At 64.0% G+C, this 26,234-nt stretch carries 25 protein-coding genes; 14 read left to right on the top strand and 11 right to left on the bottom strand.

Translation table 11 applies throughout. From position 1 onward, the window contains the following. The first annotated feature begins 98 nt into the window (after window positions 1-98). Complete coding sequence (locus EWF95_RS12625) at window positions 99-1,664, top strand: DUF790 family protein (protein WP_142444445.1); 1,566 nt, start codon at window positions 99-101, stop codon at window positions 1,662-1,664. Between the two features lie 37 nt (window positions 1,665-1,701). Further along, window positions 1,702-1,935, top strand: coding sequence for a hypothetical protein (locus EWF95_RS12630; RefSeq protein WP_142444446.1), 234 nt, complete (start codon window positions 1,702-1,704; stop codon window positions 1,933-1,935). On the opposite strand, the gene EWF95_RS12635 is transcribed toward EWF95_RS12630, so the two are convergent. Together EWF95_RS12635 and EWF95_RS12640 are read right to left on the bottom strand one after the other, a co-directional pair. Next, entirely contained in the window at window positions 1,932-2,513 is a 582-nt protein-coding gene (locus EWF95_RS12635; protein WP_142444447.1) for a DUF7122 family protein, read from the bottom strand. The genes EWF95_RS12630 and EWF95_RS12635 overlap by 4 nt on opposite strands. Next, window positions 2,510-3,418: an RsmB/NOP family class I SAM-dependent RNA methyltransferase gene (locus EWF95_RS12640; protein WP_142444448.1), complete on the bottom strand. Its 909-nt coding sequence runs from the start codon at window positions 3,416-3,418 to the stop codon at window positions 2,510-2,512. Before EWF95_RS12640 ends, EWF95_RS12635 begins: the two co-directional genes overlap by 4 nt. A gap of 105 nt (window positions 3,419-3,523) precedes the next feature. Between EWF95_RS12640 and EWF95_RS12645 the strand changes: the two genes are divergently transcribed. From EWF95_RS12645 to EWF95_RS12665, 5 genes are all read left to right on the top strand, one after another. Then, the gene (locus tag EWF95_RS12645; protein WP_142444449.1) at window positions 3,524-4,261 is read left to right on the top strand and encodes a proteasome assembly chaperone family protein; all 738 of its coding nucleotides are present in this window, start codon (window positions 3,524-3,526) and stop codon (window positions 4,259-4,261) included. Window positions 4,262-4,302: 41 nt separating this feature from the next. Then, the gene (locus EWF95_RS12650; protein ID WP_142444450.1) at window positions 4,303-4,947 is read left to right on the top strand and encodes a nucleotide exchange factor GrpE; all 645 of its coding nucleotides are present in this window, start codon (window positions 4,303-4,305) and stop codon (window positions 4,945-4,947) included. A gap of 169 nt (window positions 4,948-5,116) precedes the next feature. Next, window positions 5,117-7,042, top strand: coding sequence for a molecular chaperone DnaK (gene dnaK, locus EWF95_RS12655; RefSeq protein WP_142444451.1), 1,926 nt, complete (start codon window positions 5,117-5,119; stop codon window positions 7,040-7,042). 117 nt (window positions 7,043-7,159) lie between these two features. After that, on the top strand, window positions 7,160-7,600 hold the full coding sequence (locus EWF95_RS12660) for a MarR family transcriptional regulator (protein ID WP_142444452.1): 441 nt from the start codon (window positions 7,160-7,162) through the stop codon (window positions 7,598-7,600). A gap of 3 nt (window positions 7,601-7,603) precedes the next feature. After that, on the top strand, window positions 7,604-7,945 hold the full coding sequence (locus EWF95_RS12665; protein WP_142444453.1) for a type II toxin-antitoxin system PemK/MazF family toxin: 342 nt from the start codon (window positions 7,604-7,606) through the stop codon (window positions 7,943-7,945). A gap of 21 nt (window positions 7,946-7,966) precedes the next feature. On the opposite strand, the gene EWF95_RS12670 is transcribed toward EWF95_RS12665, so the two are convergent. Continuing rightward, window positions 7,967-10,360: a DEAD/DEAH box helicase gene (locus tag EWF95_RS12670; protein WP_142444454.1), complete on the bottom strand. Its 2,394-nt coding sequence runs from the start codon at window positions 10,358-10,360 to the stop codon at window positions 7,967-7,969. Window positions 10,361-10,474: 114 nt separating this feature from the next. On the opposite strand from EWF95_RS12670, the gene EWF95_RS12675 reads away from it, so the two are divergent. Together EWF95_RS12675 and artA are read left to right on the top strand one after the other, a co-directional pair. Beyond that, window positions 10,475-10,912, top strand: a complete 438-nt coding sequence (locus tag EWF95_RS12675) for a universal stress protein (RefSeq protein ID WP_185911786.1) — start codon at window positions 10,475-10,477, stop codon at window positions 10,910-10,912. 111 nt (window positions 10,913-11,023) lie between these two features. Then, on the top strand, window positions 11,024-11,998 hold the full coding sequence (gene artA, locus EWF95_RS12680) for an archaeosortase A (RefSeq protein WP_142444583.1): 975 nt from the start codon (window positions 11,024-11,026) through the stop codon (window positions 11,996-11,998). Window positions 11,999-12,012: 14 nt separating this feature from the next. Here the strand turns inward: artA and EWF95_RS12685 are convergent, their stop codons facing one another. From EWF95_RS12685 to tmcA, 5 genes are all read right to left on the bottom strand, one after another. Continuing rightward, window positions 12,013-12,354: a type II toxin-antitoxin system PemK/MazF family toxin gene (locus EWF95_RS12685; protein WP_142444456.1), complete on the bottom strand. Its 342-nt coding sequence runs from the start codon at window positions 12,352-12,354 to the stop codon at window positions 12,013-12,015. Window positions 12,355-12,356: 2 nt separating this feature from the next. Further along, window positions 12,357-12,755: a MarR family transcriptional regulator gene (locus EWF95_RS13650; RefSeq protein ID WP_185911787.1), complete on the bottom strand. Its 399-nt coding sequence runs from the start codon at window positions 12,753-12,755 to the stop codon at window positions 12,357-12,359. 47 nt (window positions 12,756-12,802) lie between these two features. After that, the gene (gene dph5, locus EWF95_RS12695; RefSeq protein ID WP_142444457.1) at window positions 12,803-13,609 is read right to left on the bottom strand and encodes a diphthine synthase; all 807 of its coding nucleotides are present in this window, start codon (window positions 13,607-13,609) and stop codon (window positions 12,803-12,805) included. A gap of 66 nt (window positions 13,610-13,675) precedes the next feature. Further along, the gene (locus EWF95_RS12700) at window positions 13,676-14,158 is read right to left on the bottom strand and encodes a DUF456 domain-containing protein (protein ID WP_142444458.1); all 483 of its coding nucleotides are present in this window, start codon (window positions 14,156-14,158) and stop codon (window positions 13,676-13,678) included. A gap of 57 nt (window positions 14,159-14,215) precedes the next feature. Continuing rightward, the gene (tmcA, locus tag EWF95_RS12705; protein ID WP_142444459.1) at window positions 14,216-16,534 is read right to left on the bottom strand and encodes a tRNA(Met) cytidine acetyltransferase TmcA; all 2,319 of its coding nucleotides are present in this window, start codon (window positions 16,532-16,534) and stop codon (window positions 14,216-14,218) included. Window positions 16,535-16,611: 77 nt separating this feature from the next. On the opposite strand from tmcA, the gene mobA reads away from it, so the two are divergent. Then, window positions 16,612-17,277 carry a molybdenum cofactor guanylyltransferase gene (gene mobA / locus EWF95_RS12710; protein ID WP_142444460.1) on the top strand — a complete coding sequence of 222 codons (666 nt, stop codon included), beginning with the start codon at window positions 16,612-16,614 and terminating at the stop codon, window positions 17,275-17,277. 60 nt (window positions 17,278-17,337) lie between these two features. On the opposite strand, the gene EWF95_RS12715 is transcribed toward mobA, so the two are convergent. Both EWF95_RS12715 and EWF95_RS12720 read right to left on the bottom strand, forming a co-directional pair. Continuing rightward, window positions 17,338-18,156, bottom strand: coding sequence for an RNA methyltransferase (locus tag EWF95_RS12715; RefSeq protein ID WP_142444461.1), 819 nt, complete (start codon window positions 18,154-18,156; stop codon window positions 17,338-17,340). Beyond that, entirely contained in the window at window positions 18,153-18,740 is a 588-nt protein-coding gene (locus EWF95_RS12720; protein WP_142444462.1) for a hypothetical protein, read from the bottom strand. Before EWF95_RS12720 ends, EWF95_RS12715 begins: the two co-directional genes overlap by 4 nt. A gap of 113 nt (window positions 18,741-18,853) precedes the next feature. On the opposite strand from EWF95_RS12720, the gene folP reads away from it, so the two are divergent. The 4 genes from folP (at window position 18,854) to EWF95_RS12740 (ending at window position 22,996) form a co-directional block, all read left to right on the top strand. Continuing rightward, complete coding sequence (gene folP, locus EWF95_RS12725) at window positions 18,854-20,002, top strand: dihydropteroate synthase (RefSeq protein WP_142444463.1); 1,149 nt, start codon at window positions 18,854-18,856, stop codon at window positions 20,000-20,002. A gap of 141 nt (window positions 20,003-20,143) precedes the next feature. Beyond that, complete coding sequence (locus EWF95_RS12730) at window positions 20,144-20,860, top strand: 6-hydroxymethylpterin diphosphokinase MptE-like protein (RefSeq protein WP_142444464.1); 717 nt, start codon at window positions 20,144-20,146, stop codon at window positions 20,858-20,860. A gap of 56 nt (window positions 20,861-20,916) precedes the next feature. Beyond that, window positions 20,917-22,356, top strand: a complete 1,440-nt coding sequence (locus EWF95_RS12735; protein ID WP_142444465.1) for a cryptochrome/photolyase family protein — start codon at window positions 20,917-20,919, stop codon at window positions 22,354-22,356. Window positions 22,357-22,438: 82 nt separating this feature from the next. Next, window positions 22,439-22,996 carry a hypothetical protein gene (locus tag EWF95_RS12740; protein ID WP_142444466.1) on the top strand — a complete coding sequence of 186 codons (558 nt, stop codon included), beginning with the start codon at window positions 22,439-22,441 and terminating at the stop codon, window positions 22,994-22,996. A gap of 3 nt (window positions 22,997-22,999) precedes the next feature. On the opposite strand, the gene EWF95_RS13785 is transcribed toward EWF95_RS12740, so the two are convergent. Continuing rightward, the gene (locus EWF95_RS13785) at window positions 23,000-26,218 is read right to left on the bottom strand and encodes a SpoVR family protein (RefSeq protein WP_142444467.1); all 3,219 of its coding nucleotides are present in this window, start codon (window positions 26,216-26,218) and stop codon (window positions 23,000-23,002) included. Window positions 26,219-26,234: the final 16 nt, after the last annotated feature.

The following is a 26,234-nucleotide window of genomic DNA, read 5'->3' on the forward strand; positions in this document are numbered from 1 at the left end:
GCTGCCCTTAAACTCGGCTGATTCCGGTTGTGCCACCACTGGTGCGGTGCGGTCTGCGCCTCGGGGCGTTTTTACCACCGCGCGACGAACGCGAGGGCGTGCTGACGAAGGATCTCCTCCGTGTCTCTCGCCGTGGCGGCCGCTACCGCCCCGAGTTCATCGGTCGGGAGCACCGCCCGCTGGCCGCCACGCTCATCGGCACCTATCAGGGCCACGTCGGCGAAACACGGGGGACGCTCGATGAGGCGGTCGAGGCCATCGAGCGTGAGGAAGAGGACTTCAAGCTCGTCCGCGGGTTCGCCGCGCTGCTCGATCGTGAAGCCGACTTCGAAACCGACGCGCTGCTACCGCCCGAACGCGCCCGCCGTGTCGCCTTTGAGGCCGCCGAAACCGTCGGCGTCGCCAGCGACGACGAACGCGAGCAGGCGATCGCACAGGCGGCTAACGATCTCGCGGTCGAGTCGACAGCGATCGAGGACTCGCTGTACGCCGACCGCGACTGCAATCAGCGGCTGGCCGCATTCGATTCGCGGTGGGATCCAGAGACACTTATCGAGCAGTACAACCTCTCGCTGGCCCAGACCGCGCTGTTCGATGCGACCGAGGTACGGCTCCGCAGCAGCGATCCACGGGCAGTGATTACGGCCGTCAAGCGGCTCGGACTGATGTACGAGATCGAACAGCCGAACAGCGACGCAGACGACGGCGACGACGTGACCGACAGTGACAGCCCGCTGGCCGATCAGCGCACAGTCGTCGTCACCGGCCCCGACCGCCTGTTCCGGCGAACACGTCGGTACGGTACCGCCTTCGCCCGCCTGCTGCGGTCGGTCGCGGCGACCAACGAGTGGGAGTTGACGGCGACTGTCGACGACCACGGCACCGACCGCGAGATGACGCTCCGCGCCGGCGACGTGTCGGTACCCGGCGTCGACCCCGTTGCCGAGCCGAGCTACGACAGCGGCGTCGAGAGCGACTTTGCCGCCCGATTCGAAGCCCTCGATCTTGACTGGGAACTCCGGCGCGAACCGGATCTGCTGGAAACCGGATCAAGCGTGATGATCCCCGATTTCGCCTTCGACTACCGATTCGCCGATTTCCGGGTCTACTTCGAGGTGATGGGGTTTTGGACGCCCGAGTACGTCGAAAAGAAGCTCGGCCAGCTGGCCAGCGTCGAGGATGTGGAACTGGTCGTCGCTGTCGACGAGTCGCTGGGCGTCGGCGAGGAGATCGCCGCCCGTGACCACCGCGCGATCCCATACTCTGGGACAGTTCGGGTGAAAGACGTTGTTGACGTGCTCCGAGAATACGAAGCCGATCTCACCGCGGCGGCCGGCGACAATCTTCCAGACGAACTCCGACCCACGGCCGACGTGATCGAACTCGATGACGTGGCCGCCGACCACGGCGTTGCGACCGACGTGATCGAGGGACGGATGTTCCCGGAGCACACCCGCGTCGGGCAATGGCTCGTTCGCCCCGAAATCCTGGCCGAGATCGGCGATGAGATCGAGGCCGGCCAGTCGTTTGCGGACGCCGAGGCGATCATCGCCGGGTACGGCGTCAGCGACGCCAGCGCGGTGCTGTCGGCGGTCGGCTACCGTGTCGTCTGGGATGGGCTCTCCGGTGGAACGCTCGAAAAGCGAGAGGCCCAAGACGACTGACACGGTTGCTTTTCCCGCGTCGTCCCGAAGCATGGGTATGGTGCTCTCCAAACTGTTTGCCTCGCGGTGGACACGGCTGTTTAGTGTACTTTCCGTCGTCGTCACCGGGCTCCGGGCAGTGCTCGGCGGGAACCGACGCCTCGGTGCGGTGTTGCTCGGCGTCGCCGTCCTCGCCTACCGCTGGTCGCCGGCTGGCATCGCGCTCACGCTGCTGTACCACCGCTACGGTGACCGAATTACGAGTCACGCGCTCAACAGCGAGACGGCCTAATCCGTCGACAGCGGCGACAACGATTCCTGATTTCCTTTTGGCACTGTCGAGCGCAACTCGCCGTAGACGTAGAGCCCAACACCGATCGGTTCGCGCTCGCCTCGCTCGACGGCGGTGCCGTCTCGCACTGGTCGGCCCTCCGGCCCGACCCCAACCGTGTGCGCAGCGATCAAATACCCCCAGTCGCCGTCCCAGTCGAGTTCCTGATCCTCGCCGCGAACGAACGCTGCGGCGGCCTCGCCGTCGATCTCGATCACGTTTTTCGTCGCGTGGCGGCCAAACCGCTGGATCGCACTCTGAGTCGGCTTCCAGTGTTCCTGTCGGGTTCGCAACACGGTCATTCCGAGCCCCTCGACGCGGATCGGCGTCGGCGCGTCGTCGGCGAAGATCCAGATCTTGCCTTTGCCTTTCTCCCAGAACGTGAACTCCGCGAAGACAGCGGGGTCGATGCCGAACCGCTCGGCGAAAAAGTCGATCACTTCCTCGCGGCTCGCCCGGCCCTCGACCTCGCGGTCGGCCGGGGTCGCCGGCAGGCGGCCGAACTGCTGGCCAACGTTTTCTCGCTCGTCGTCGCTCATGCTGTCACCTCCAGTTTCGCACAGTAGAACCCGCCGGTGTCGTTGAGATGTGGGTAGATCCGATGGGTGTCGGTCACGCTGGAATCGTAGCTGTCGTCCTCCCACTCGGTGACGCCGGAAACCGAATCGAGCGGACAGTCGAAGTCGACAACCTTGCACTCCTCGGTGTCGAGAACGTGGTCGACGACGGCTTCGTTCTCCTCTGGGGCGAACGTACACGTCGAGTAGACGACTGTGCCGCCCGGTTTGGTCGCCTGCACCGCCCGCGAGAGGATCCCCTTCTGGACTGCTGCGACGCTGTGAACGTGTTCCAGCGTCCACTGGTCGAGGGTGTCTGGGTTCTTGCGGATCGTCCCCTCACAGGAACAGGGCGCGTCAACGATCGCGCGGTCAAATTCGTCGAAGCCGAGCGGCTTCAGTGAGAAGTTCCGGCCGTCCTGTTTGGTGACGACGAGATTGGTGACGCCGAGGCGTTCGGCGTTGTGCCGCAGCGACGAGAGCCGCCCGAGATTGTTGTCGTTGCCGACGACGACCCCGCGGTCATCCATCATCGCCGACAGCTGGGTGGTCTTGCTGCCTGGCGCGGCACAGCTATCCCAAACCTTCTCGCCGGGTTGTGGATCGAGTGCGAGCGCAGGCACCGCCGAGACCTCCTCCTGGCCGTGGAGCCAGCCGTGGAAGTACGGCCAGTTGGTGCCCGGCGAGGCGTCGGGCAGCCGGAGCAGGCCGTCGTGCCAGTCGACCGGCTCGTAGACAACACCCTCGTCGTCAAGGGCGCGCCGGGCCCGTTCGGGGTCAGCCTTGATCGTGTTGACGCGGACAACCGAGGGCAGCGGTCGCTCGCAAGCCTCGAAAAAGGCGTCGGTGTCGTCGACGAGCGGGGCGTACCGCTCTAAGGGGTTCATAGCCGATCTTTCGCGGCTCCGGGTTTGTCGGTTTCGCTCCGCCGGACGTGAGGGACGCGGCGACCCGACACCAACGATTAGGTGGGTTGCGGTCGTCACCCCTGTATGGCTCGGATTGATCGCCGGCTTGACGTGTCGCTGGATGAGCCGACACTGGTCGAAGGGTTTCCCGGCGTCGGACTGGTCGGCAAGATCGTCGTCGACCACCTGATCGAGGAGCTCGGGATGGAGCATTACGCCAACGTTCACTGCGAGGGGATCCCGCCGGTAACGACCTACCAACCGGACAGCAGCGAGCTGGTGACGCCCGTCCGGCTCTACGTTGACGCCGAGCGCGACCTGCTGGCACTCCAAAGCGACGTGCCGATCAACCCACGGGCAGCCACCGCCTTCGCCGACTGTGTGACCGAGTGGTTCAACGCCGAATCCGTGTTGCCGATCTACATTTCGGGGCTCCCCCGCCAGACCGAGGCCGAACAGCCGGCACTCTACGGTGTCGGCGCGGGCGAGGGGACGGGGCGGCTCGTCGACGCCGGCATCGACACGCCGGATGAGATGGGGATCGTCTCGGGGCCGACAGGCGCGCTGTTGGCCCATGCTGTCGACCACGAGACGACCGCTGTCGGCGTCGTCGTCGAATCTGACCCGCAGTTCCCCGATCCGGATGCCGCCAAGGCCGTGATCGAACGCGCAATCGAACCGATCGCCGGCATCGAGGTCGACACCGGCGATCTCACCGACAAAGCCGCCGAGATCGAGCAGGCCCGCGAGCAGCTCCTCAAGCGGATGCAGCAGGCCAGCGAGGAGAGCAGCCGCGCCGAGCCGATCCGGATGTATCAGTAGGGTTCTGAACCCTTAAGCCGCCAAAGCGTCTGGGAACGTGTATGAGCGATGACGCAGCAGCAGTCGAGGAATCGACAGACGAAGACGACGATGCTGCGCCGGCAGGGTATGCGCCGGACGACGCCGAGAAGGGCAACGAGGTTTCTGATGTTGCCACAGCTCAGCTGGTCGACCGGATCGTCGACGCCGACCCGTCGCTGGAGGCCGAAGCGACCGAACTGCGCTCGCGGATCGACTCGCTGGCCGAGGATGTCGACGCGAAAGACGAGGAGATCGACGATCTCACCGACAAGCTCTCGCGGGCTCGCGCGGACTTCAAGAACTACAAGAAACGAACGAAAAAACAGCAAGAGGAGATGAAGGCGCGGGCAACCGAGGATCTCGTCGAGGAGCTCATCGATGTCCGCGACAACCTCGTTCGCGCACTCGATCAGGACGACGACGCCGACATCCGCCCTGGCGTCGAATCAACGCTGGAAGCCTTCGATCGCGCCCTCGAAGACGAAAACGTCGCGTTCATCTCGCCGGCAGCAGGCGAGGAGGTCGATCCCGAACGCCACGAGGTCATGCAGCGGGTCGACAGCGACCAGCCCGCCGGCACCATCGCCGATGTCTACCAGCAGGGCTACGAGATGGCCGGCAAGATCCTCCGCCCGGCACGCGTCACGGTGAGCAGCGACGAGTAATCCGAGGGTCGGCGAACTCCACAGTGGTGAGTTTGCGGTTTATTTAAACACACCGACCGGCGGGGTTGTGGCATCTCACTAATCGCACGACAGCGGTAGCTTCCCTGCGACGGTGGTGTCGGGCTGTCTAGTAACCTTTAACCGATCCAAACCGGTAGTTTGGCCCAAGATGGCCAGTGAGAAGATTCTCGGTATTGACCTTGGCACGACGAACAGCGCGTTCGCAGTGATGGAGGGTGGCGACCCGGAGATCATCGTCAACGGCGAGGGCGACCGGACGACCCCCTCGGTCGTCGCCTTCGACGACGACGGCGAGCGGCTGATCGGCAAGCCGGCGAAAAATCAGGCAGTACAGAACCCAGAAAAGACGATCCAGTCGATCAAACGCCACATGGGCGAGGAGGATTACGAGGTCGAGATCGACGACGAGAGCTATACCCCTGAGCAGATCTCGGCGATGATCCTCCAGAAGATCAAACGCGATGCTGAGGAGTATCTCGGCCACGACCTCGAAAAGGCTGTCATCACGGTGCCGGCGTACTTCAACGACCGCCAGCGACAGGCGACGAAAAACGCCGGCGAGATCGCCGGCTTCGAGGTCGAACGCATCGTCAACGAGCCGACCGCCGCCTCGATGGCCTACGGCCTTGACGACGAATCCGACCAGACGGTCTTGGTCTACGACCTCGGCGGCGGTACGTTCGATGTTTCCGTCCTTGAACTCGGCGGCGGCGTCTACGACGTGGTCGCCACGAACGGCGACAACGACCTCGGCGGCGACGACTGGGATCAGGCGATCATCGACCACCTTGCCGACGAGTTCGAGGACGACCACGGGATCGACCTGCGGGACGACCGGCAGGCACTCCAGCGACTCAAGGAGGCCGCCGAGGAGGCGAAGATCGAACTCTCCTCGCGGAAAGAAGCAAATATCAACCTCCCATTCATCACAGCGACCGATTCGGGGCCGGTGCACCTCGAAACCTCGATCACCCGAGCCACGTTCGAAAACATCTCCAAAGATCTGATCGAGCGAACGGTCGAGCCGACCGAGCAGGCACTCGAAGACGCCGACAAATCGAAAGGCGATATCGACGAGGTCATCCTCGTCGGCGGGTCGACTCGGATGCCCCAAGTTTCCGAAAAGGTCGAAGAACTCGTCGGCCAGGAGCCGAAAAAGAACGTCAACCCCGACGAAGCCGTTGCGCTCGGCGCGGCGATTCAGGGTGGCGTGCTGGCCGGCGATGTCGACGACATCGTCCTGCTCGACGTGACGCCGCTGAGTCTCGGGATCGAGGTCAAAGGCGGCCTCTTCGAGCGACTCATCGACAAGAACACCACGATCCCGACCGATGCCTCGAAGGTGTTCACCACGGCGGCCGACAATCAGACCTCCGTGCAGGTGCGGGTCTTCCAGGGCGAACGCGAGATCGCCAACGAAAACGAACTGCTTGGCGAGTTCATGCTCACCGGCATCCCGCCGTCACCGGCCGGAACGCCGCAGATCGAAGTCGAGTTCTCCATCGACGCCGACGGCATCGTCAACGTTTCCGCCGAGGATCAGGGCTCGGGCAACGCCGAGTCGATCACCATCGAGGGCGGTGCTGGCCTCTCCGACGAGGAAGTCGAGCGCATGCAGGAGGAGGCCGAACAGCACGCCGAGGAAGACGAGCAACGCCGCGAGCGGATCGAGGCTCGCAACGAGGCCGAGGGCGCGGTTCAGCGCGCCGAGTCGCTGCTTGAGGAGAACGAAGAACAGGTCGACGACGATCTCGAAGCCGACATCCGCGACGCTATCGAGGATGTCGAGGAAGTCCTCGAAGACGAGGACGCCGAAACCGAGGAACTGCAGGACGCCACCGAGACGCTCTCGGAGGAACTCCAGGAGATCGGCAAGCAGATGTACGAACAACAGGCCCAGCAGGCCCAGGCCGGCCCCGGCGGCGCGGGCGGCGCGGGCGGCCCTGAAGGCGGCTTCGGCCCCGAGGGTGCCGGCGCGGGCGGTGCTGCTGGTGCTGACGGCGAGGGCGACGAGTACGTCGATGCCGACTTCGAGGACGCCGACGACGCTGACGACGAAGAGAAAGACGAGTAAGCTGTCGCGCGCCGTTGGTCGCTAATTGATTCTTTTTTAGAGATCCGGAGTGAGTCTCACGAAACCGGCAGAGTGCAGGAAAGCATTAATGACGTACAGTGACAACAAGGGACATAAATGCCCTACCACATCGATGAACTCCGGCGAGACGAGCCGTTCCCGATTAGCCCCGAAACAAACGAACACGCCGCACTGCGGTTCCTCATCGCCAACCACGACTACGGGTTTTCACCGTCAGAGATCGCCGCCGAGACCAAGATTACCGAGGGCAGTGCCTCGAAGACGATGAGTCGGCTCCACGAGAAAGGGCTCGTCAGTCGCTCACAGGGGGCCTACTACATCGATCCTGAACGGGTCGAATCGCTTCAACGCCGATTGGAATCGCTGGACGCCGCGGTTGAGCTGTTCGACGATTCACCGGACGACGCCTACGCTGACGCCGGCTGGGAGGACGAACTCCCGGAACTCGATCCCGGCGAGGAGCCCACCAGCGGTGAGACCGACGATACCGACGCCGAGACACTCGTTTCGAATCAGGAGGCCGACGACGAGGCCTGATACATGACTTACAGCCATGGAGCGGTTGTGTCGATCCCCGATCCGTACGACCGCCGACCGTCTCGTCCTGTCGTTGTCATCTCTGACGAGCAGTGCCCGGATTACGGGGATCGCTACACCGTCGCCGCGCTGACCAGTAGCGACCGCTACGGCGAGCATCCCTACGCCGTTGCTATCGAAGCCGACGAGCCGGCGAGTGGCGAACTGCTGACCCGGTCGTTTCTCGAACCGTGGGCAACCCATCGGATCGCGCATGGCGATATCCGCGCGATGCACGCCCGCCTGAGTGCGGCGACGATGAAGCGGATCGCCACCGCCTACGCCGAAATGGTTCTGCGCGGCTGAGCCGCTGCGAGGCCGTGCCACCTACTGCTCTACTGTCGATGACGCCGCAGTCAGTTCTTCCAGAAGCGTCACGGCCGGCGATTTCGCCAGCGGTTCGTTGCCGTTGCCACACTGCGGCGACTGCACGCAGGCCGGACAGCCGTCGGCGCAGTCGCAGTCATCGATCAGTCGAGCGGTACGCGTCATCAAATCCTCGACGATGTCGAACCCAGCTTCTGTGAGACCCACGCCGCCGGGATAGCCGTCGTAGATGAAGACGGTCGCCCGGTCGGTGTGGGGGTGGTGTGGGATCGACAGCCCGCCGATGTCGCCGCGATCACAGAGCAGCATGAACGGGAACAGCGAGATCATCCCGTGCTCGGCGGCGTGGATGCCGCCGTTGAACTCCCAGTCGGAGTGCGCTTCACGGAGTTCGCGTTCGACAGCCGGCGGGACGGTGAAGTAGAGCGCCTTCGTTCGCAACGTCGTTTTCGGCAAATCGAGTGTCTCCTCACCGATGACCTCGCCGGTGCGGCGATCCTTGCGCTGAAAACCGGTGATGCGCTCGGTGACGGTGACATCGGCGAAGTGGACGGTCGCCTCCGCGTCGTCATCGGCGTCGTCATCTGCGTCAGCATCAGCGTCGCCAGGCGCGTACGGCAGTGATTTCTCGTCCAAATCTTCGTTGACGACGACCGATTTCTCCGAGAGCACCTGCGTATAGTAGTCGGCCCACGAGGGCTGGAGTTCGGCGACATCCCGGTCGAGATCGAGTGTGGTCACCTCGTAGGTCTGGCCCTGTTGGTGGTAGATCGCACCGCGGTGGGCGTCCCGGAGGGCATCGTCGAAGCCGAGCGTGGCGATCACATCGTTGTTGCGAGCGTCCATGAGGCGGATCTCGCGGTCGCCGACAGTTCGGAGGCTCATCTCGTGTTGTGGGCTGCCGTCGCCGTCGTGCAGCCAGCGGATGCCGGCGTCGGTCTCGCGGCGGTCGAGGCGGCCGTCATCGACGAGTTCGGTGACAACGTCGGCGAAGTCGTCGCCGAAGTGGATCTCGTCGTCGATCGACAGCCAGTTTTCGGCGGCGGCACAGGCGACGTGATCTGCCAGCAGTTCGCGGTTCCCGGGGTCGACGACCGCTTGCTCGGGGCCGGCCTCGAAGAATTCCTCGGGATGTTTCATCAGGTACTGATCAAGCTGATCCTCGCCGCCGACGAAGGCGACCAGCGCGGGATCGGTACCGCGACCCGCCCGGCCAGCCTGCTGGCTAGCCGACATCCGCGTGCCGGGGTAACCGTCGAGGATGACGGCGTCAAGCCCGCCGATATCGACGCCGAGTTCGAGGGCGTTCGTACTCCAGATGCCTCGGAGATCGCCGGACTGGAGATTGCCCTCGATCTCCCGACGAGTGTCGTTGTTGAGCGCGGCCTGATAAGCGCGGATCTTACCTGCGAGGTCGCGTTCACCACGATTGCGGAGTTCGTCCGCGCTCTCGGTGGCGTACTGCTCGGCGGCCTGCCGGGCGCGGGTAAAGGCGAGCGTCTGGTAACCCTGCGCAACGAGATCGACGAATAGCGATTTCGACTCGGTGTGACTCGACCGCCGGCGACCGGAGCCGTGGCCGCGCTGTGGGTCGTCGTACTCGGGCGGATTCCACAGCAGCCAATGGCGGGGCCCGCGCGCGCTGGTGTCGTCGTCAACGAGCGCGAACGAATCCGCTTCGCGGCCGGTAATCCGAGCTGCGTGTTCGACTGGGTTGCCGATAGTCGCCGAACAGCAGACGAACTGCGGGTCACTATCGTACCGCTCGCAGATTCGGTTCAGTCGCCGAAGCACGAGGGCGACCTGCGTCCCGAAGACGCCGCGGTAGCCGTGATTCTCGTCGATAACGACGGTTTCCAACGAGGAAAAGAACCACTCCCAGAGGCGGTTGGCGTAGGGCAACAACGCGTAATGGAGCATATCCGGGTTCGACAGCAGGACGGTCGGCCGGCGGTCGCGCACGTCTCGCTTTTCGCTATCCGAGAGGCGGCCCGTGTACTGGTCGACCGAGACACGGCTGCCGAAGCCGAGATCGCGGGCGAGTTCGGACAGCGTGTCGTCTTGGTCGGCGATCAGCGCATTTTGCGGGCCGAGGTAGAGAGTTCGCCCTCCGTGATCCATCGCGCGCTCGAAGGCCGGGACGGTGTAGGCGAGGCTCTTACCGCTGGCGGTTTCGGTGGCGATGACGACGTTGTCGCCGTCGCGGATCGCGTTGATCGCGGCGGCTTGGTGCTCATAGAGCCGGTCGATGCCGCGTTCGGCGAGCGCGGAATCGAGGCGGGGTTCGAGATCGATGTCGGCGAAAGCGGCCTCGCGGGGCGGGTGAGGGCGGTGGGCGACGATCTGGCCGTCGTAGTGGGGGCGGGCTCGCAGCCAGTCGACGAACTCGTTCACGACCCCTGTTTGATCCCGTCGATGCTAACGGTTGTGGTGGCTCTCCCAGCGGTGTCGTCTCCAGCCAAGCCACAAAACCGATTAATTCACAACGGGCGAGAGAAACGTAGAGACATGTACGAGACGGTGCTGTTCCCGACTGACGGCAGTGAGGCGGCAACCGAAGCCGCATCCCATGCGATCGATCTGGCGGACAAACACGATGCCGACATGCACATCCTCTACGTTGTCGACCACGAGCGCGTGAGCCAGATGGCTCCCAAACTCGGCAGCGACCACATCAAAGGGACACTCCAGGAGGAAGGCGAGCGTATCACCGACGATGTCGCCGACATGGCGAATGGCGAGGGGATCGACACGGTCGTCAGCATCCGAGAGGGCGCGCCGGGCGAGACGATCACCACCTACGCCGACGATGTTGGTGCCGAGGCGATCGTGATGGGCACCAACGGCCGCACGGGGATGGATCGGCTCCTGATGGGCAGTGTCGCCGAGCGCGTGATCCAAAGCACCGAGGTGCCGGTGATGACCGTCAAACGCGCAGCGGAGTAAGTCGACTGGTCAGTATCCACGCACACAAGGATAAGGGATTTATGAGACTGTCACCTTCCGATTGATATGACCGGTTCCCCGCTCACATGGCTCAGCGACCAGCTGTTCACCATGGGGGTGCTGTCGGACGCGCTGATCTGGGTTGTCATGCTGCTGTTTGCGGCCGCCGGGGTTACCGAGTGGTACGGCCGTCGCTCGGGGACAGATCTGATGACCCCAGCACGGACGACCGCGACGATCGCGTGGGTCGGATTCGGGCTGTTTTGGCTCAACTCGGTGCCGTTCTGGTGGTTTGAACACCAGAGCTTCGTTGAGGCCCTGCTGGCGTTGATCGGCGCGCCGGCCTGTTTCTATGCGGCCTACGAGCTCTACACCGGCCGGACGACACTATTCGTCCTCTCGCGGGCCATCGCCGTCATGGGGTTCATCTATCTTCCCTTCGAGACCATCCCGGCGATCACGGTCGGTGGGCTCTCGCTGCCAGCACCCCGCCAATACCTGATCGAGGTAACGACTGTGATCACGGGCTGGATCATCTCGGCGGCGGGCTACTCGCCCGCGCTCGTCGAGAGCCCGGAGGGGTTCATGGCGACCTACCAGTGGACGCTGAGCGACGGCCATATCTACAACGTCTATATCGTCTTGGCCTGTACCGGCCTCGGCAGCATCGCCGTCTTCAGTGGCCTGATCGCGGCCGTCAGGGCACCCCTCAACCGAAAGCTCCGCGCGCTGGCTGTCGCTGTTCCGATCATCTTCGTGCTTAACGTCTTTCGCACCGCGTTCATCTCAATCGCCGCCGGCAATCAGCTGATGCATTGGTTCCCTGATGCGGTGTTGTTCCTGTTCGGCGAGACGAACCCCTATCGCGTCTCGTTCCTTGTCTCTGACCGCATTCTCAGCCAACTCGGGGCGGTCGTCGCGCTCATGGCGATCACCTATCTCGTTGCCCGACAGCTCCCGGAGCTGTTGACCGTCTTGGAGGATGTGCTCTACCTCCTCACCGGCGAGGATCACGACCTGCAAGCTGCCTTGGAGCTGCCACGCGAGCCGGTCGCCGAACAGCCCGGTGCCCGCCACAGCGACTGACCGCAGCTCTCGATTCAGTCACCAGCTGGGATGTATGATCGCGCTGCTGCCGCGATCTTGGCGGTGAATTCAGTCGTAATCGTCCCCTGTGTGCCAACGATATGAAGATCCGTTTTCAGCGTCGCTACTGTCCACGGAAGGACGTAACTCTGCTGAGGTGGTTCCCCACGTACCCACGCCTCGCTTGGGACGGCCATACTACCGGGATGGTGGGACTGTGTTGTGAATGCGACAACGATGGCCTCCTGCTCCGGGTACGGTAGTGTCTCATCTGAGAGGATGATCCACGGGCGCGGGTTCCCACTGTCAGACGCAAACGGATCAGGTGCCCACACCACGGTGCCGCGCTCCGGCATACTTACTCCGTTTCGGTGGTTCCGTCACTGTTGTCGTCGATCGGGTCGACGGCGGTATCCATCCATGCAGCGACCGCGTTATCATCGAACCCACCGTCGACCGCGTCAGCCGTCGCCGCAGTCTGCTGGCCGGCGGCCGCCACCGCGTGTTCGCTATCGGCGATCGCCCAAAACCGGTCGCGGTGGGCGACGAGCTCGTGGTCTTCGAGCCGTTTCAGCGTCGGCCCGATGCTCCCGGCCGGCACGTCGACCGCTTCCACGATCTCACGCTGACGAAACGCGCGGTCGGCATTGGCAAGCAGGAAGCGATAGATTGCTCCCTGTGTTGTCTCCGGCGAGAGATCGGGGCGCGACGGGCTGTCCTCGTCGATCCCCTGAAACTCATCCTTTGAGATCGGCATCGTATGTACCCGTTTGTATTAGAACCTATTAGCACTTGTTGGGGATACTACGCCTCATCCGGCAGCAACGCCGTCGGAGCCCCAGCCAACGCTTCCAGCGCGTCGGCTTCGACATGATGGAGATCGCCAGGAATCACGAGGAGATGTAGCGGCTCACCAAATGATCGCTCAGCCAACGCCGACAGTCGGTCGGCAGCGACGACGGGATCGGGACCCCCGGCGCGCGCGACGACGACCGCGAGTTCATCGTGCCAGTCGGCTGCGAGCAGTTCGGCAGCGTGGTCGGCTCGCATATACGGGTCGTCGGTGTCAAGGGCCGAAAGATCACGATGGCTGTCGACCTTGATATCAAGATAGACCAGCGTATGCAGCCCGCGCTCGCGGTTGGCGTCGATGCTCTCGATCACGCTGGGCGGGACGTTGCCCGCGCCATGGAGGCCGGGAAACGGCAGCGTGACAGCTTTCCCGAATCGGTAGTTTTGCAGGCCAGTCACCCCGCTGGCGGCGGTTTCGGCGGTGACGCCGTGGATGACGCGAGTATCGATCCCGCGGTCGGCCGCCCGAACCCGGAGATCAGCGTGGGTCGTCGAGATCATCGTATCACCCGCGGTGAGAAAAGCGGCGTCGCCGTTTTCGGCCGCCTGCAGAATCGGCTCGGGGTTCTGTTCGACGCCCGCACGGTCTCGCACCTCGATCTCGGTGTCGTGGTGGGCTTCGAGATCAGCGACATCGGCTCCGAGGAGGCGGCTGGTGTAAAACTCCGCAAAGACACGGTCTGCTGCCTGGAGTGCCGCCTCGCCCTCGCGGGTGATCGAGTGCTCGTCGTACAGTCCCAACCCGATGAACGTCAACATATCCCGACAGAACACCGCAGCGCGAATAAACGCCGTGTTTGCCCACGCCCGGATCGCTGGTGTGGCTCAGAACACGACGACGGCGACGACAAAGGCGACGAGGATCGTCCCCGTCAACAGCAGCTGGGCGAATGCCGAACCCAGCACGCCCGCAGCAGTATAGACGGCCCGCCGAGCTGCGGTCTCCGCGTCGGCTCCCTCGGATAACTCCAGTGCAAAGACGGTGCCGACGATGCCGACGATGATGCCGACCGGGCCGAGCACGAACAGCAAGACGAATCCAACGACCCCCGCGATGACGGCGGTTCGGTTTGAGGAGCCACCCAACCGCGCCGCGACCGGGCCGCCGACATGATCGACGACGACCGTGCCGACTGCCGCCAGCGTCAATGCGCCAAGGGTCAGCGGGCCGAGCGGCTCGCTCCCGAACAGCGCGTACACCCAGACCCCCGCCAGCGAGAAGCCGCCGGCTGGCACCGCCGGGAGGACGCTGCCGACCATCCCGGCGAGTAGCAGCACGATGGCGACGACGAGAACCACCTCGACCATACCGACGCTGGGTCGCCGCCGACGAAAAGAGATGCGGCCGGCCGGTTATACCCCCTCTCACTCCTCGTAGCGACGCCGCTCGTCGGCGACGACATCGGTGTCGACGGCCTCACAGAACGCCTTCGCAATCGAGCCGAACGCGCGCTTGCACTCGCGCTCGGAGATGAATCCGAGTTCGTCGGCGACTGTCGCCCACGGCGCGCCCTGCAGAGCTTTCCGGACGAGCAGCCGTTCGTCGCGGGGCGACAGCGCGGCGACCGACTCGGTGAGCTGTGCCATCGCAAGCCGGCAGAAAACCTGTGGGGCGGCCTCGTAGGTGCCGGGGCCGTAGGCGACCCCCGCCAGCAGCCGCCAGCCCCGCTCGTCGAGATCGAGAGCCGGATTCGCGCCGTCCTCATCCGGCAACGTCGCCGCAGCGATCGCGCCTCGTACGACATCCGCGTCGACGCCGGACAGCGGGTCGGCCAACTGCGATGTGATCCGCTCGCGGAACCACCGGACGTGGCGGTCGGTGAGTGCGCGCCCGACAGCCGAGGTTGGCGACAGCATGAGCGCGGAGTGCTCGCCGCTGGTCGCGTTTGCCGTCACCGAAAGATGCACGGTCCGATAGCCGTTTGCCCGCCAGAACGACAGCAGCCGCGGGGTCGCGCCGAAGCCGACGCCGAACCAGTCGACCGCCTCCTGAAATTCGTTCTTACACCGCGACAGCAGCCGCGAGCCGAGCCCGCGCGACCGGGCGGCGTGGTGGGTAGCGATCCGCATGACGCGGTAGCCGACCGGCGCGACTCCATCGGGATCACGGAGCTGACTCGTCAGCACGTCCGGCAGCATGTTGCCCTGCACGCGCTCGCCGCCGTAGATCGCTGCCTGGAGGTCGCTGCTGAGGCCGCCCTCACGGGCGAGCAGCGCGACAGAGACCGGGTGGCCGTCGTGGACGAGCGCGCGGAGTTTGAGGTTCGGCGCGTCCAGTAGGCGGACGATGTCGTCGGGTTCGGTTTTGTAATGGGCGGCGACAAGCAAGCCGACGACCGCGCGGAACAATCCCTCGTCGGCAGCGAGGGCGTCGCTATCGACCCGGCGGTAACTCACGGTATCGGTCGTCGCATTGTCGACAAGCTGATCGGCTGGAGGCTCCGCATCGAGCAACAGTGCCCATGCGAGCCACGCCTCAACAGGGTCGTGTCGGGCGTATCTGATCGGCTCTTGGAGTGTCACGTCGGTCACGTTGTGGTCGGCGTCGGCCAGTCGCTCACGGAACCGAACCGCGAAGCCGCGGCCCGCACCCTCGTAGCCGTGGACGGTCGTACAGAAGCCGACCGCGGGTGCGTCGAGCAGCTGTTCCAACAGCCCGACCGGCAGCGCGGCCGCCTCGTCGACGAGGACGACATCGGGCGATGACGGCAACGCGGCCGCCGTCGGCGGCGACGCAAACCGGATCCGACCGCCAGCCGTCGTTGACAGCGGCTGCTCGGTTCGGTCGGCTGTGTCGGCGTCGTGGTCGCTTTGATCGTCGGCAGCGAGAGCGTCGAGCGTCGCCAGCAGCTCGCCGGCGCGGGCGAACAGTTCGGCCGCGTTGTCGACGCCGGGGGCGGTCACGAGCACGTCGCTGCCATCCGCGGCCAACGCGGCGGCAGCCAGCCCGGCCGCACTCGATTTGCCGCGGCCGCGGTCGGCCTCAACGACGACCGCGTTGCCCGGCGTCGCCAACGCAGACAGCCGGGCGACAGCGCGGGCCTGATCGCCTGTGAGACAAGCCTCGTAGACGGCAGCCGGAAACGGTGTGTCGGCGTAGACGCGCGGCTCGGTGGGGGGCTGGGGCTCTTGGCGGTCGATCAGCCCGTCGCGGACAACCTCGATGTCGCTGGCTGTTCGGTCGGCGGTCGATGCAGCCGATCCAGCGAGCTGTACAACGGCGATTCCGGGATGGGTGCGCAGCGTTCGAGCCAGTCGTTGCCGAAAGCGGTTGCCGATCTCGTCGCGCGAAAATGGTGGGACGGCGACCTGATCGACCAGCGCGGCGAGTCGATTCGGGAGCTCATCGAGCGTCGGCAGCACCAACACGAGCAGGCCACCCCCGTCGACCGCGCCGGTGACCTGTCCGAGCGCGTTGGCCGAAAACCCCTCGTGGCAGTCGAAGACGACGATCTCACGGGTCGTTCCCAGTAGCTTGGAGGCGTGATCGGGATGCAGTCGCTCGTAGCGAAATCCGGATTCGGTCGTGATCAGCGTGACGGCGTCGTCGACAGCGGCCGCCTCGATGGCGGTGTAGGCGGCGTCGATTCCGGCCCCACGGTCGCCCGTCAACACGAGCACGCGCCGCTCGTTGGCCTGTTCTGCGTCGGCACGCAGCCGCCTCACGAGCGTCGCCAGCTCCATACCTCGGGTTGCAGCACTGGCGGCAAGGCTCTTTCCGTCGCGGCGATGAGTAGCCACCAACTTCGATCACCCGACCAATGACATCCGACCCGACTGCCGGCACCCACTCGACCGCCAACGCCGACCGCACCGCCGTCGTCCTCGCCGGCGGCTACTCAACTCGATTCGGTGACACCGATAAGGCTCTCGCCGAGATCGACGGCAGGCCGATGCTCGCCCGTGTCGTCGCCCGCGTTGGGGCTGTCGTCGACAGCGTCGTCGTGAGCTGTCGGGACGACCAGCGGGCCGCCTTCGCGGTCGGGCTCGATGGCATCGACGACGCACCGATCCGGTTTGTCACCGATCCCGAACCCGATGGCGGGCCGCTGGTCGGGATCGTGAGTGCCTTCGAGGCGGTCGACTCTCAGTATGCCGTTGTCGTCGCCTGCGATATGCCCTTTGTCGATCCGGCGTTTATCGAATTTCTGTTTTCGCAGGCCGGCGGCCACGACGCCGTCGTTCCGGAACTCGATGACGGCCATCGCCAGCCGACACAGGCAGTCTACCGCGTCGACCGGACGGTCGCTGTCGCCGACGAGCGACTGGCTGCGGGAACCCGGAGCCTCCGTGGGCTGCTCGACGCCTTGGAGACGGTCGTGGTTCCGGCTGAAACCGTCCTTGATCACACCGACCGGCAGTCGCTCACCGATATCAACACGCGCGAGCGGTTCGAATCGGTGACCGGCTCTGCGTCCGAGCGGTGATCGGATTCAGGTCGGAGCATCCGATTCGAGGATTACGTTTTGGATCGGATCGTCCGTGGATTACGTTTCGGGGTCGCCTTCGGTTTTGTCGCTGCCATCCTCGCTATCGTCGCCAAACGGATCGGGCTCGTCGTACCGCTCTAGCAGCTCGCGGCGGTGGTCAAGCTGATCAGTTGCTTGGCGGAGCACGCCAAATAGCGTGTGAATTTCCCGGCCGGTCGGATGCGCGCGGCCGATCAGTCGGCGCATGAGCCGCTGGGTTTTCTCGCGTTTTCGCTCGTTGTAGCGTTGGGCATCGAGGAATTCGGCGAAATAGTCGTAGAACCGCTCGATATCGGCTTCCTCGGCGCGTTCGTGGTCTCTGTCGGGGAGTTGGGTCTCCTCGACGGTGAGTTCGCGGAGCTCATAGAGGACGATTGTCGCGGCCTGGCCGAGATTGAGGACTGAGTAGTCATCGCTGGCGGGAATCGAGCAGATCTGATCCAACTGCTCGATCTCCTCGTTGTACAGCCCCCGCCCCTCCCGGCCGAAGACGATGGCTGTCTTCGCCTCGACCGACCCGAGGGAGTCGGCAAGCTCGGCCGGCGTCGTGTAGGGAAACCGCCGGTGGCGGCGGCTATCCTCGCCGGTGATCGCGGTACAGCCGACGGTGTGGTAGGTAGAAACGACCTCCTCGAAGGTGATCTCCTCGGCGTTCGGCAACACGTCCTCGCGGGCGTGGCCGGCAAAGCCGTAGGCCTCGCCGTCGGGCTCCAGCGGCGGGGGATCGACCAGCTTGAGATCTGACAGCCCGAAGTTCTTCATCGCGCGGGCGATGGTGCCGACATTGCCCGGCGTTTCCGCGTCGACAACGACGACAACTGGTTCGTGGCTGCTCATTCGTCGGCGGTCGGGTAGTCGGTCTCGATGTCGCCGAGATCGTCGTCAGCGAGCGCGTCCTCGGCGGCCGCGGCCGTCTCGTCGTCAACGTACTCCCGCAGATCGATCCGTTCCGGCTCATAGCCTTCCGAAAGCATGGCGTTGAGCTCCTCGGCATCCGGCGGATCAGGAAGCGTCTCAGGATCGGTGTCAACGTGGTCGACCGATCCAAAGTCCTCCGGGGCGCGACCCCCGTCGTCGAACCACTCCTCGAAGGCATCATCAAAATCGGCGGTGCCGCGGTAGTCGCTCCCGCCGGCCTCCTGATACCAGTAGCGGAAGTCTGCCTCGTGTTCCGCACACAGCACAACCTCGTCGTTCGGTTCGCCGTAGACGATCGCCGCCTGCGTGGCGCGGTGAATCTCGTCGTCGCCGTGAATCAGCCGGCAGGCATCACACGGCTGTTCGACCAGCGAGACGAGCCGAAGGAGCCGCTGGCGATCGTCCTTTGGGATCTCCTCAAGCTGTTTGAACATCCCGTCGTCGTTGAAGATGTCAGCTTCCGCAAACCGCCAGCCGCGAAGCCCGACGTTGACCTTGCCCATACCCGCACTACCGGCGGGTCGGATAAAAACCGACTGGCTCGATCGCCGCGGTAAATCTCCATCGGTAGCGGCACGACCGGGCGGTCTATACTTCCCGCGACCCTGTCTGTGGTATGCGAACTGTCGATGCCGCCGGCCTGCGGATCGGTGACGACCACCCGCCCCGGATCATGGGCGTGTTGAACGTCAGCAGCGAATCACCCTACAAGCCGAGCGTGTTCAACAGCCCGAGCGACGCGGCCGACTATGTTGACCGCGAGCTTATCGATGAGGGGGCGGATATCGTCGATGTCGGCCTCGAATCCGCCAACAAGAAATTCGAGGTGCTTTCGGCCGAAGATGAGCTCGACCGCCTCGACACCGCCTTGGAGACCATCGAAAGCGTCTCCGGCGATGCTATTTTCTCTATCGAGACGCGCTACCACGAGGTCGCCGAGGCAGCCCTCGACGGCGGCTTCGATATGGTCAACGATATCTGTGGGTTCGCCGACCCGAAGATGCCCGAGATCTGCGAAGAGTACGATGTAGCGGTCGCCAAGATGGCCTCGCCGCCGGATCTCGAAGCTCCTGGTGCGATCGAGGATGTCGACGACATCTACGACGCACTGGCGCTCAACGGCCTCACCGACAAGACGATCATCGACCCCGCTTTCGGCGGCTGGAGCGAGGACAAAACCGTTGAGGACGACCGCGAGACCTTCCGCCGGCTGCGGGAGTTCCGCGGCTACGGCCATCCGATTCTCGTCTCTATCAACCGCAAAAACTTCCTCCGGTCGGTTGCCGGCCGCGACACCGACGAGGCCCTCCCCGTCTCGTTGGCGGCGACGGCGATGGCGGTCGAGCGTGGCGCGCATATCATCCGCACACACGACGTGGCCGAAACGCGGGACGCCGCGCTGATCGGGAAAGAGTTTAGCCGTGATCGACTCCGGGAGACCACCGAGGATGTCGCTGTCGAGGAGTTGGATATCACAACACAGCGTGAGGCCGAACGCCATCTCGATCGGTATAACGCCGCAGGCGAGGCTGCCGACGACAGCGTGACCCGAACGTTCGAACTCACCGGGCTGGCCCCCGACAGCCGCGACCGACTGCTCGATGCCGTCGGTGAGACGACGGTGACCGCTGTCAGCGGCCCGTCTGACAACGCACTGGTACTGATTGGCACGCCAGCCGGGTTCAAATCGCTCACACGGCGGATTACGGGCGACTCATCCCGGCTAGCCGCGACCGTGGAACGTATCAGCGAACGGTGCTGTTAAGAGAAAACGTATGCCGGATGATCCTAAACGAACGGATGGACGCCGGAACGGCATTTGGGTAGGGGTACTTGATGCCACTCCGGCCCATACAATATCTCAGCTGACGAGCATTCCGCTTGTCAGCGAATTTTTATCGAACCAATGAGCGACAGCCTTGCGTTCGCCGACTGGGAGCCGATCTATGAGGCGATCCTTGCGGATTTCGGTTTTGACCGGGCGGCCGACGAGTGTGCCCGCGATGTTGCCGCCGAGTTCGCCGAACCGTTCGATCACGATCGCCTCGCTGCACTCATTGGCGGGAGTGTCGCCGTCGTCGGTGCCGCACCGTCGCTTTCGGTCGAACTCGATGCGTTCAACCCCGACAGCGTCGACGCCGTCGTCGCCGCATCGACCGCGGTCGACGTACTGGCTGACGCCGACATCGAGGTCGATCTGATGGTGACTGATCTGGACAAGAACGCGTCGACAGCGCGGGAATTGACCCACGCCGGGACACCGGTCGCTGCTCACGCCCACGGCGACAACATCCCCGCCGTCCGCGAGTGGCTGCCGAAGTTCGACAGCCAGCACACACTGGTGACGACGCAGGCCGCTCCAACCGACGCTGTCGAGAACTTTGGCGGGTTCACCGATGGCGATCGTGCGGCGTTTCTCGCCGACCCGTTCGGCGCGAGTGAACTCCGATTTCTCGGCTGGGCGTTCGACGATCCGGCCGTCGAGCCGATGAAAGCGCGCAAGCTTCGATGGGCCGAACACCTGCTGTACTGGCTGGAACGCCGCCGCGGCGATCGCTTCGGCGTGCTCGACGGGCGGCGCGGGTCGCTGACGACCGACCTCACCACATTGTCGACCGGCTGACCGTCTCACGGTGTCGACTCCGCAACTTTCCTTAGCCCGCCAGCCGTGGAACGCGTATGCAACTCCACTGGCACCGCCGGGATCTCCGCGGTGTTGACAACCGCGCGCTGGCGGCCGCCGCTGACGCCGTCGACGGCGACACCGCCAGCGACACCGACGGCGTCATCGCGCTGTTCGTCTTCGACGACGCGGTGCTCGATCACGCCGGCTCGCCCCGGGTGGCCTACCTGCTGGACGCGCTGGGCGAACTCCGCGCGTGGTACCGCGAGCGCGGCGGCGACCTCCTCGTTCGTCACGGCGACCCTGAATCCGTCGTCGTCGATGTCGCCGAAGGCGTCGACGCCGACCGCGTCGTCTGGAACAAGGATTATTCGGGGTTAGCGCGCGAACGCGACGCCGCGGTTCGGCAAGCCCTCGCAGACGCTGACATCGCCCGCGAGTCCTTCCACGACGCGATCTGCCACGAACCGGGGTCGATCACGACCAACGACGGCGATCCCTACTCCGTCTTTACGTACTTCGGTCGGAAGTGGCATGACCGCGAGAAAGACGATCCCTACCCCGCTCCCGACGCTGACGCGCTCGCCGACAGCGACGCGGTCGGCGTCGATTCCGGCACGTTGCCGACGCTGTCCGATCTCGGCTTCGACGAGCCGGAAGCCGACTTGGTGACGGCCGGCACCGAGGCCGCCCGCAAGCGACTCGACCGGTTTTGCGAGGACGGCATCTATCGCTACGAGAGCGACCGCGACTACCCGACCCGGAACTCGACCTCGCGGCTCTCGGCCGATCTAAAATACGGGACGATCGGGATTCGAGAGGTCTACTGGGCCAGCGAGGAAGCCAAGGCCGACGCCAGCGACGACGAGCGTGAGGAGATCGAGGAGTTTCAGTCCCAACTCGCCTGGCGGGCGTTCTACACCCACGTCCTGTGGTTCAACCCCGAAGTCGTCGCGGAGAACTACAAGACCTATGACAACGAGATCGAGTGGGAGAACGACCCCGACCTCCTGGCGGCGTGGCAGGATGGCGAGACCGGCTACCCGATCGTCGATGCCGGGATGCGCCAACTCCGCGCGGAGGGGTTCATGCACAACCGCGTGCGGATGATCGTCGCCTCGTTTCTGACGAAGGATCTGCTGATCGACTGGCGCGAAGGCTACGACTGGTTCCGCGAGAAACTCGTCGATCACGACACCGCCAACGACAACGGCGGCTGGCAGTGGGCCGCCTCGACCGGCACCGACGCCCAGCCGTACTTTCGCATCTTCAATCCGATGACACAGGGCGAACGGTACGATCCTGAGGCCGAATACATCGCCCAGTATGTCCCCGAGTTGGATGGTGTCGATCCCGAGATCATCCACGGTTGGCACGAGGCGTCACCAACGCAACGTCACAACGCCGCACCCGGCTACCCGACGCCGATTGTCGATCACAGCGAGCGACGCGAGCAGGCACTGGCGATGTTTGAGGCCGCCCGCGGCGACGAGTGATTTAGTCGCGTCCGTCGCAAACCCACAGAAATCACCCCGACGCTACGAGGGTTGAAGTACGATCCCACCCACAGCGTGCGGTATGACGAGTGAGGGAAAGCCGACCGACACCGAGGAGAAATCCCCGTGGCTGCGGTTCGGCGAGCAGCGCGAGACGACATTCATCGACTCGGTCGCCCCGGAGATCGGGCTGGATGCCCGCAAGAACCCGGCAAAGGAGGCCGATCCGACAGCACTTGATCTCCTCGTTGATGGTGATCCGGCTGACCTCAAAACGCAGGAAACCCCGTTTTTCACCGCCGAACGGACATACGGGCTGCCGCCGCAGTATGTTGTCACGTTCAACGTAAACGACTACAAGCGGTACATCAAGAAGCAACCGTTGGATGTGCTGTTCTGGGTGCGATGGCGTGAGGAACTGTCCGGATATGGGGCTGAAGTGGCGGCGATGGAGGGCGTCTGGCGAACGCCGTTCGAACACATCCGCGAGCTGGTTGGATCAGGCGACACTCCCTGCCATAGCTACAGGCGTCGGCAGGGCGACCCTGACAACGCAAACGCATCGTATCTGTTGGATCTTCGGACGATGAGCTGTATCGGCTGTGTTATGGGCCCCTGTGAGTCCGATCGCACAGACTGACGATCACGCCAACCAGTCGTCCGGTTTCGTATCGTAATCAACACCGTCAGCTTCAATCTGTGATTTGATATCGGGCGCAAGGTCGTGTTCAGTCACCGCACCGCCGTCGTACCGCAACCGAACGCCGACCTCGGTGCCGTCGGGCTCACGGTTCTGTCGCTGTGCGCGCCGGAGCGTCGTCTCATCGTATTCGGTACGAATCGTCGCAAGATTTACTGGGCGACCCCAGAGCTCGAAAACGCGTTTGAGCGTCTCCTTTGCCTGTTGTTCGTCGAGTGCAACGCCGTTGTATTGGTGGCCCAAGAGCAGCTCGCCACGGTTTTTGAAGTTGCCATCAAGCACGACGATGGTTGGGTTCCCGAAGTTGGTAAACTGCAACAGGAGCTTCCGTTTCACCGCGTCGGCATCCGTGCTGGCAACGCGGAACTCGTCGGCGGCGGTGCTGTACTCGTAGGTGAAGTAGTTTCGATCGCGGACGAACTCCTCGGTCAGAAAGGCGTCGATGAACGTCACATCGTTGTGGCTTGCTCTGACCTCGCGCATCCGCTCCCAGCCGGCGGTGCGGTCGACCGCGTCGAGTGCTGCTGACACCGTCTCGTAGCGGTCGACATCGAACATGTAGCGAAATCGCTCCTCCAGTGTCGACCGCGAGAGGTTGCGGAGCGCGGTTCGGTGTTGGGGCCGCGAGAGGACATACTGTCGCTCGGCCAACCCCTCGTAGGTGAGCAGCTTCCACGGATATCGCTCGATATCGGGGTCGTCGTCGTCATCGCTGTCGCGGGCTGACAGCGCGCGGTCGACCATCTCGGCGTCAACGCGTGGGTCGCCGTCGGCCGCCAGCTCGGCCAACTCATCAAGCATCGCCGGGCCGGCCCCCGCGATCGCGGGATGTGGTTGGAGCCTGTCGGTGACCTCGTCGAGATCGATCCGCGAGTGGAAGTTTGTGGGGGTGACACCATCGACACGGAGTAGCTTATCGACAACATCGTTGCGGGCGGCCTGCAACTCGACGTGTGTCCAGAGCTCGAAGCCGAGCTTGTATGGGTTCAGCCCTGGCGATCCAAACACCCGAGCCATGTGATCGGCGTACGTGAGGAACTCATCCGGGCCAGCAAACCCCTCGCCGCCCATCATTGTCGCTTCCCAGTAGGAGTTGTGGTTGACGAACCCTCCACCAGCGTACCGATGTGTCTTCTCGACGGAGATGTCGTATACATCTCCGGTTCCGACCTCGATACCAACGATCTCGTCACACCACTCCTCGGTTTCAAACCACGCGAGTTCGTCAAGGTACTCGGAGAGTGCCTCGCTTTTGGCAGTGTATCCGAACCCGATCTGTGTACTGAACCGGTCGGCAGATTTGCCGGTCAGGTGAACGTGGTAACAGCCGTCGGCTTGCTCGCGTCGACGCGACAGGATGCCGAAGTTCGTCAGCAACAACTGAATCGTCTTCGACACCGACTCGCTTTTTGTGCTGAGGATCACTCCCTGTTCACCTGCGTATCCGTCCGCATCGAACAGCCCGCTGATGAACGCACCGACGACTGTCTTCGGCGACCGGCGAATCTGGCTCGGAACGATCTTGTCGGCGGCTCCCGTCCGCAGCGCGAACGCCTGTGTTAGCAATTGGACGAGGTGTGCCGAGTAGATATACGTCCGCCATCGACCATCGTCTTCGGTCACCGTCGTCGAGACGCCGAACAGCTCGTCCGCTAACCCGGCAAACTCTTCGGCTTTCGCTTTTGAGTCACACGTGAATCCGACCTGCCTGGCCGCCTCGGAAACGTGCCCGTCGCCGACGAGCAGTCCGAGGAATCGTCCGAGCGATTCGGTCACCTCATCAGGTACCGCGATGAGTTCGCTGTTTGCTACACTTTGGTTTTGCCCATCGTACGATTCCAACGCGCGTTCGATCGCCTCGGCGCGCTCGGCACGTCCCGTCCTGCGGTAGCGCATGACTGTCCAAACCGAGACACCTGCTGTTTCGGCGACATCGTTGAGTGTGGTGTGCTCTGGGTGTTGCCAATCGATTTCGACGGTGGTCGTCGGCCAGAGCCCGTTGCCTCCGGATATCTCGATCTCATCGCCGATTGTGAGGTCGCCGAGTTCACTCCACGATCCCTCGGGTGTCCGGATGCGATGGTTGTCGGAGCCGCGAAGTTCGAACCCACGACGGGTTTTGATCCTGACCGTGTCATGATCCTCAATAACGTGTGAGTCGTACACCGCTTGCTGTTCTGTCCCATCAGAGACTGCTGTCTCGGTTTCGACGACCGTTCGCATCGGAACGAGCCCTTCCTCGGTGAAAATCGGTGTTTCGGGGTCGACACAAGCCCAACCCTCGTTCATCACCTTCGTCCCCTTCTGGCCCGCAAAGTAGTAGGCCTCCTCGCGGATCGCATCGATAACCGTTGTCTCCCACGGCTCGCGGTCGACGGCCTTCCCTGTCTCGGTGTCGTACCGCTTTCCGTGATCTCGCAGGAAGGCGAGGACATCCGGTCGCGGCTCATCCGGCTCGACATCGCCGTCTTGGGCATCGAGCCATTCGTCGTCGAACACGTCGCTCTGTACCTCCGCTGAGAGATCGAGTTCGTCGATCTGTGCCTGCAGCTTGGCTCGTGTCTCATCGCTGTCGGCCGTTGGCTCGATCCCGTCGCCGTCGCGGGCGGCGTTGACCGGGCTGTGCTGGTCGATCGTGTCTTCGAGTGCGGAGACCGCATCGATCAGTCGCTCAACCTCATCGCGGTCGACATCGGGCCGCCGGCCGATCTCGGCGAGCCGCTCGGCGTTGCGCGCAAGCCGGGCGGCAGCATTTGGGCCATCCTCGCCGCGGTCGGCGTACAGCCCAAACCAGCCGTTGTTGGCAAAGAAGTCGGCGTGGGCCTCGACATGGGTGATGACGGCCTTCTGGTCGGCCATCGTGTTTGACTCTTGGAGGAAGGCGTGGCTCGGATCGTCGTTGTTGACGATCTCGAAGGCCTTGCCGAGCCCATGGCGATCCTTCTTCCGCTGGCGTTCGTAGTTCATCCCCCACCGCCAGTGGGGGTATCGCTGTTGGAACCCCCCGTAGGCGATGAGTTCGTTCATCTCATCGTGGTCGACGACCCAGTACCGAACCGGATACGGGGTGAGTCCGAGCCGTTCGGCCAGATTTCGGGCCTCTTCGGCCGGCTCGTCGAGCGTCGCGGCCTCGCGTTTGGCGTCGAGTCTGTTGTCTCTCATTGGTTGCTATTCGGTT

Origin of the sequence: Halonotius roseus (assembly GCF_006861655.1) — an archaeon.
Lineage (GTDB): Archaea > Halobacteriota > Halobacteria > Halobacteriales > Haloferacaceae > Halonotius > Halonotius roseus.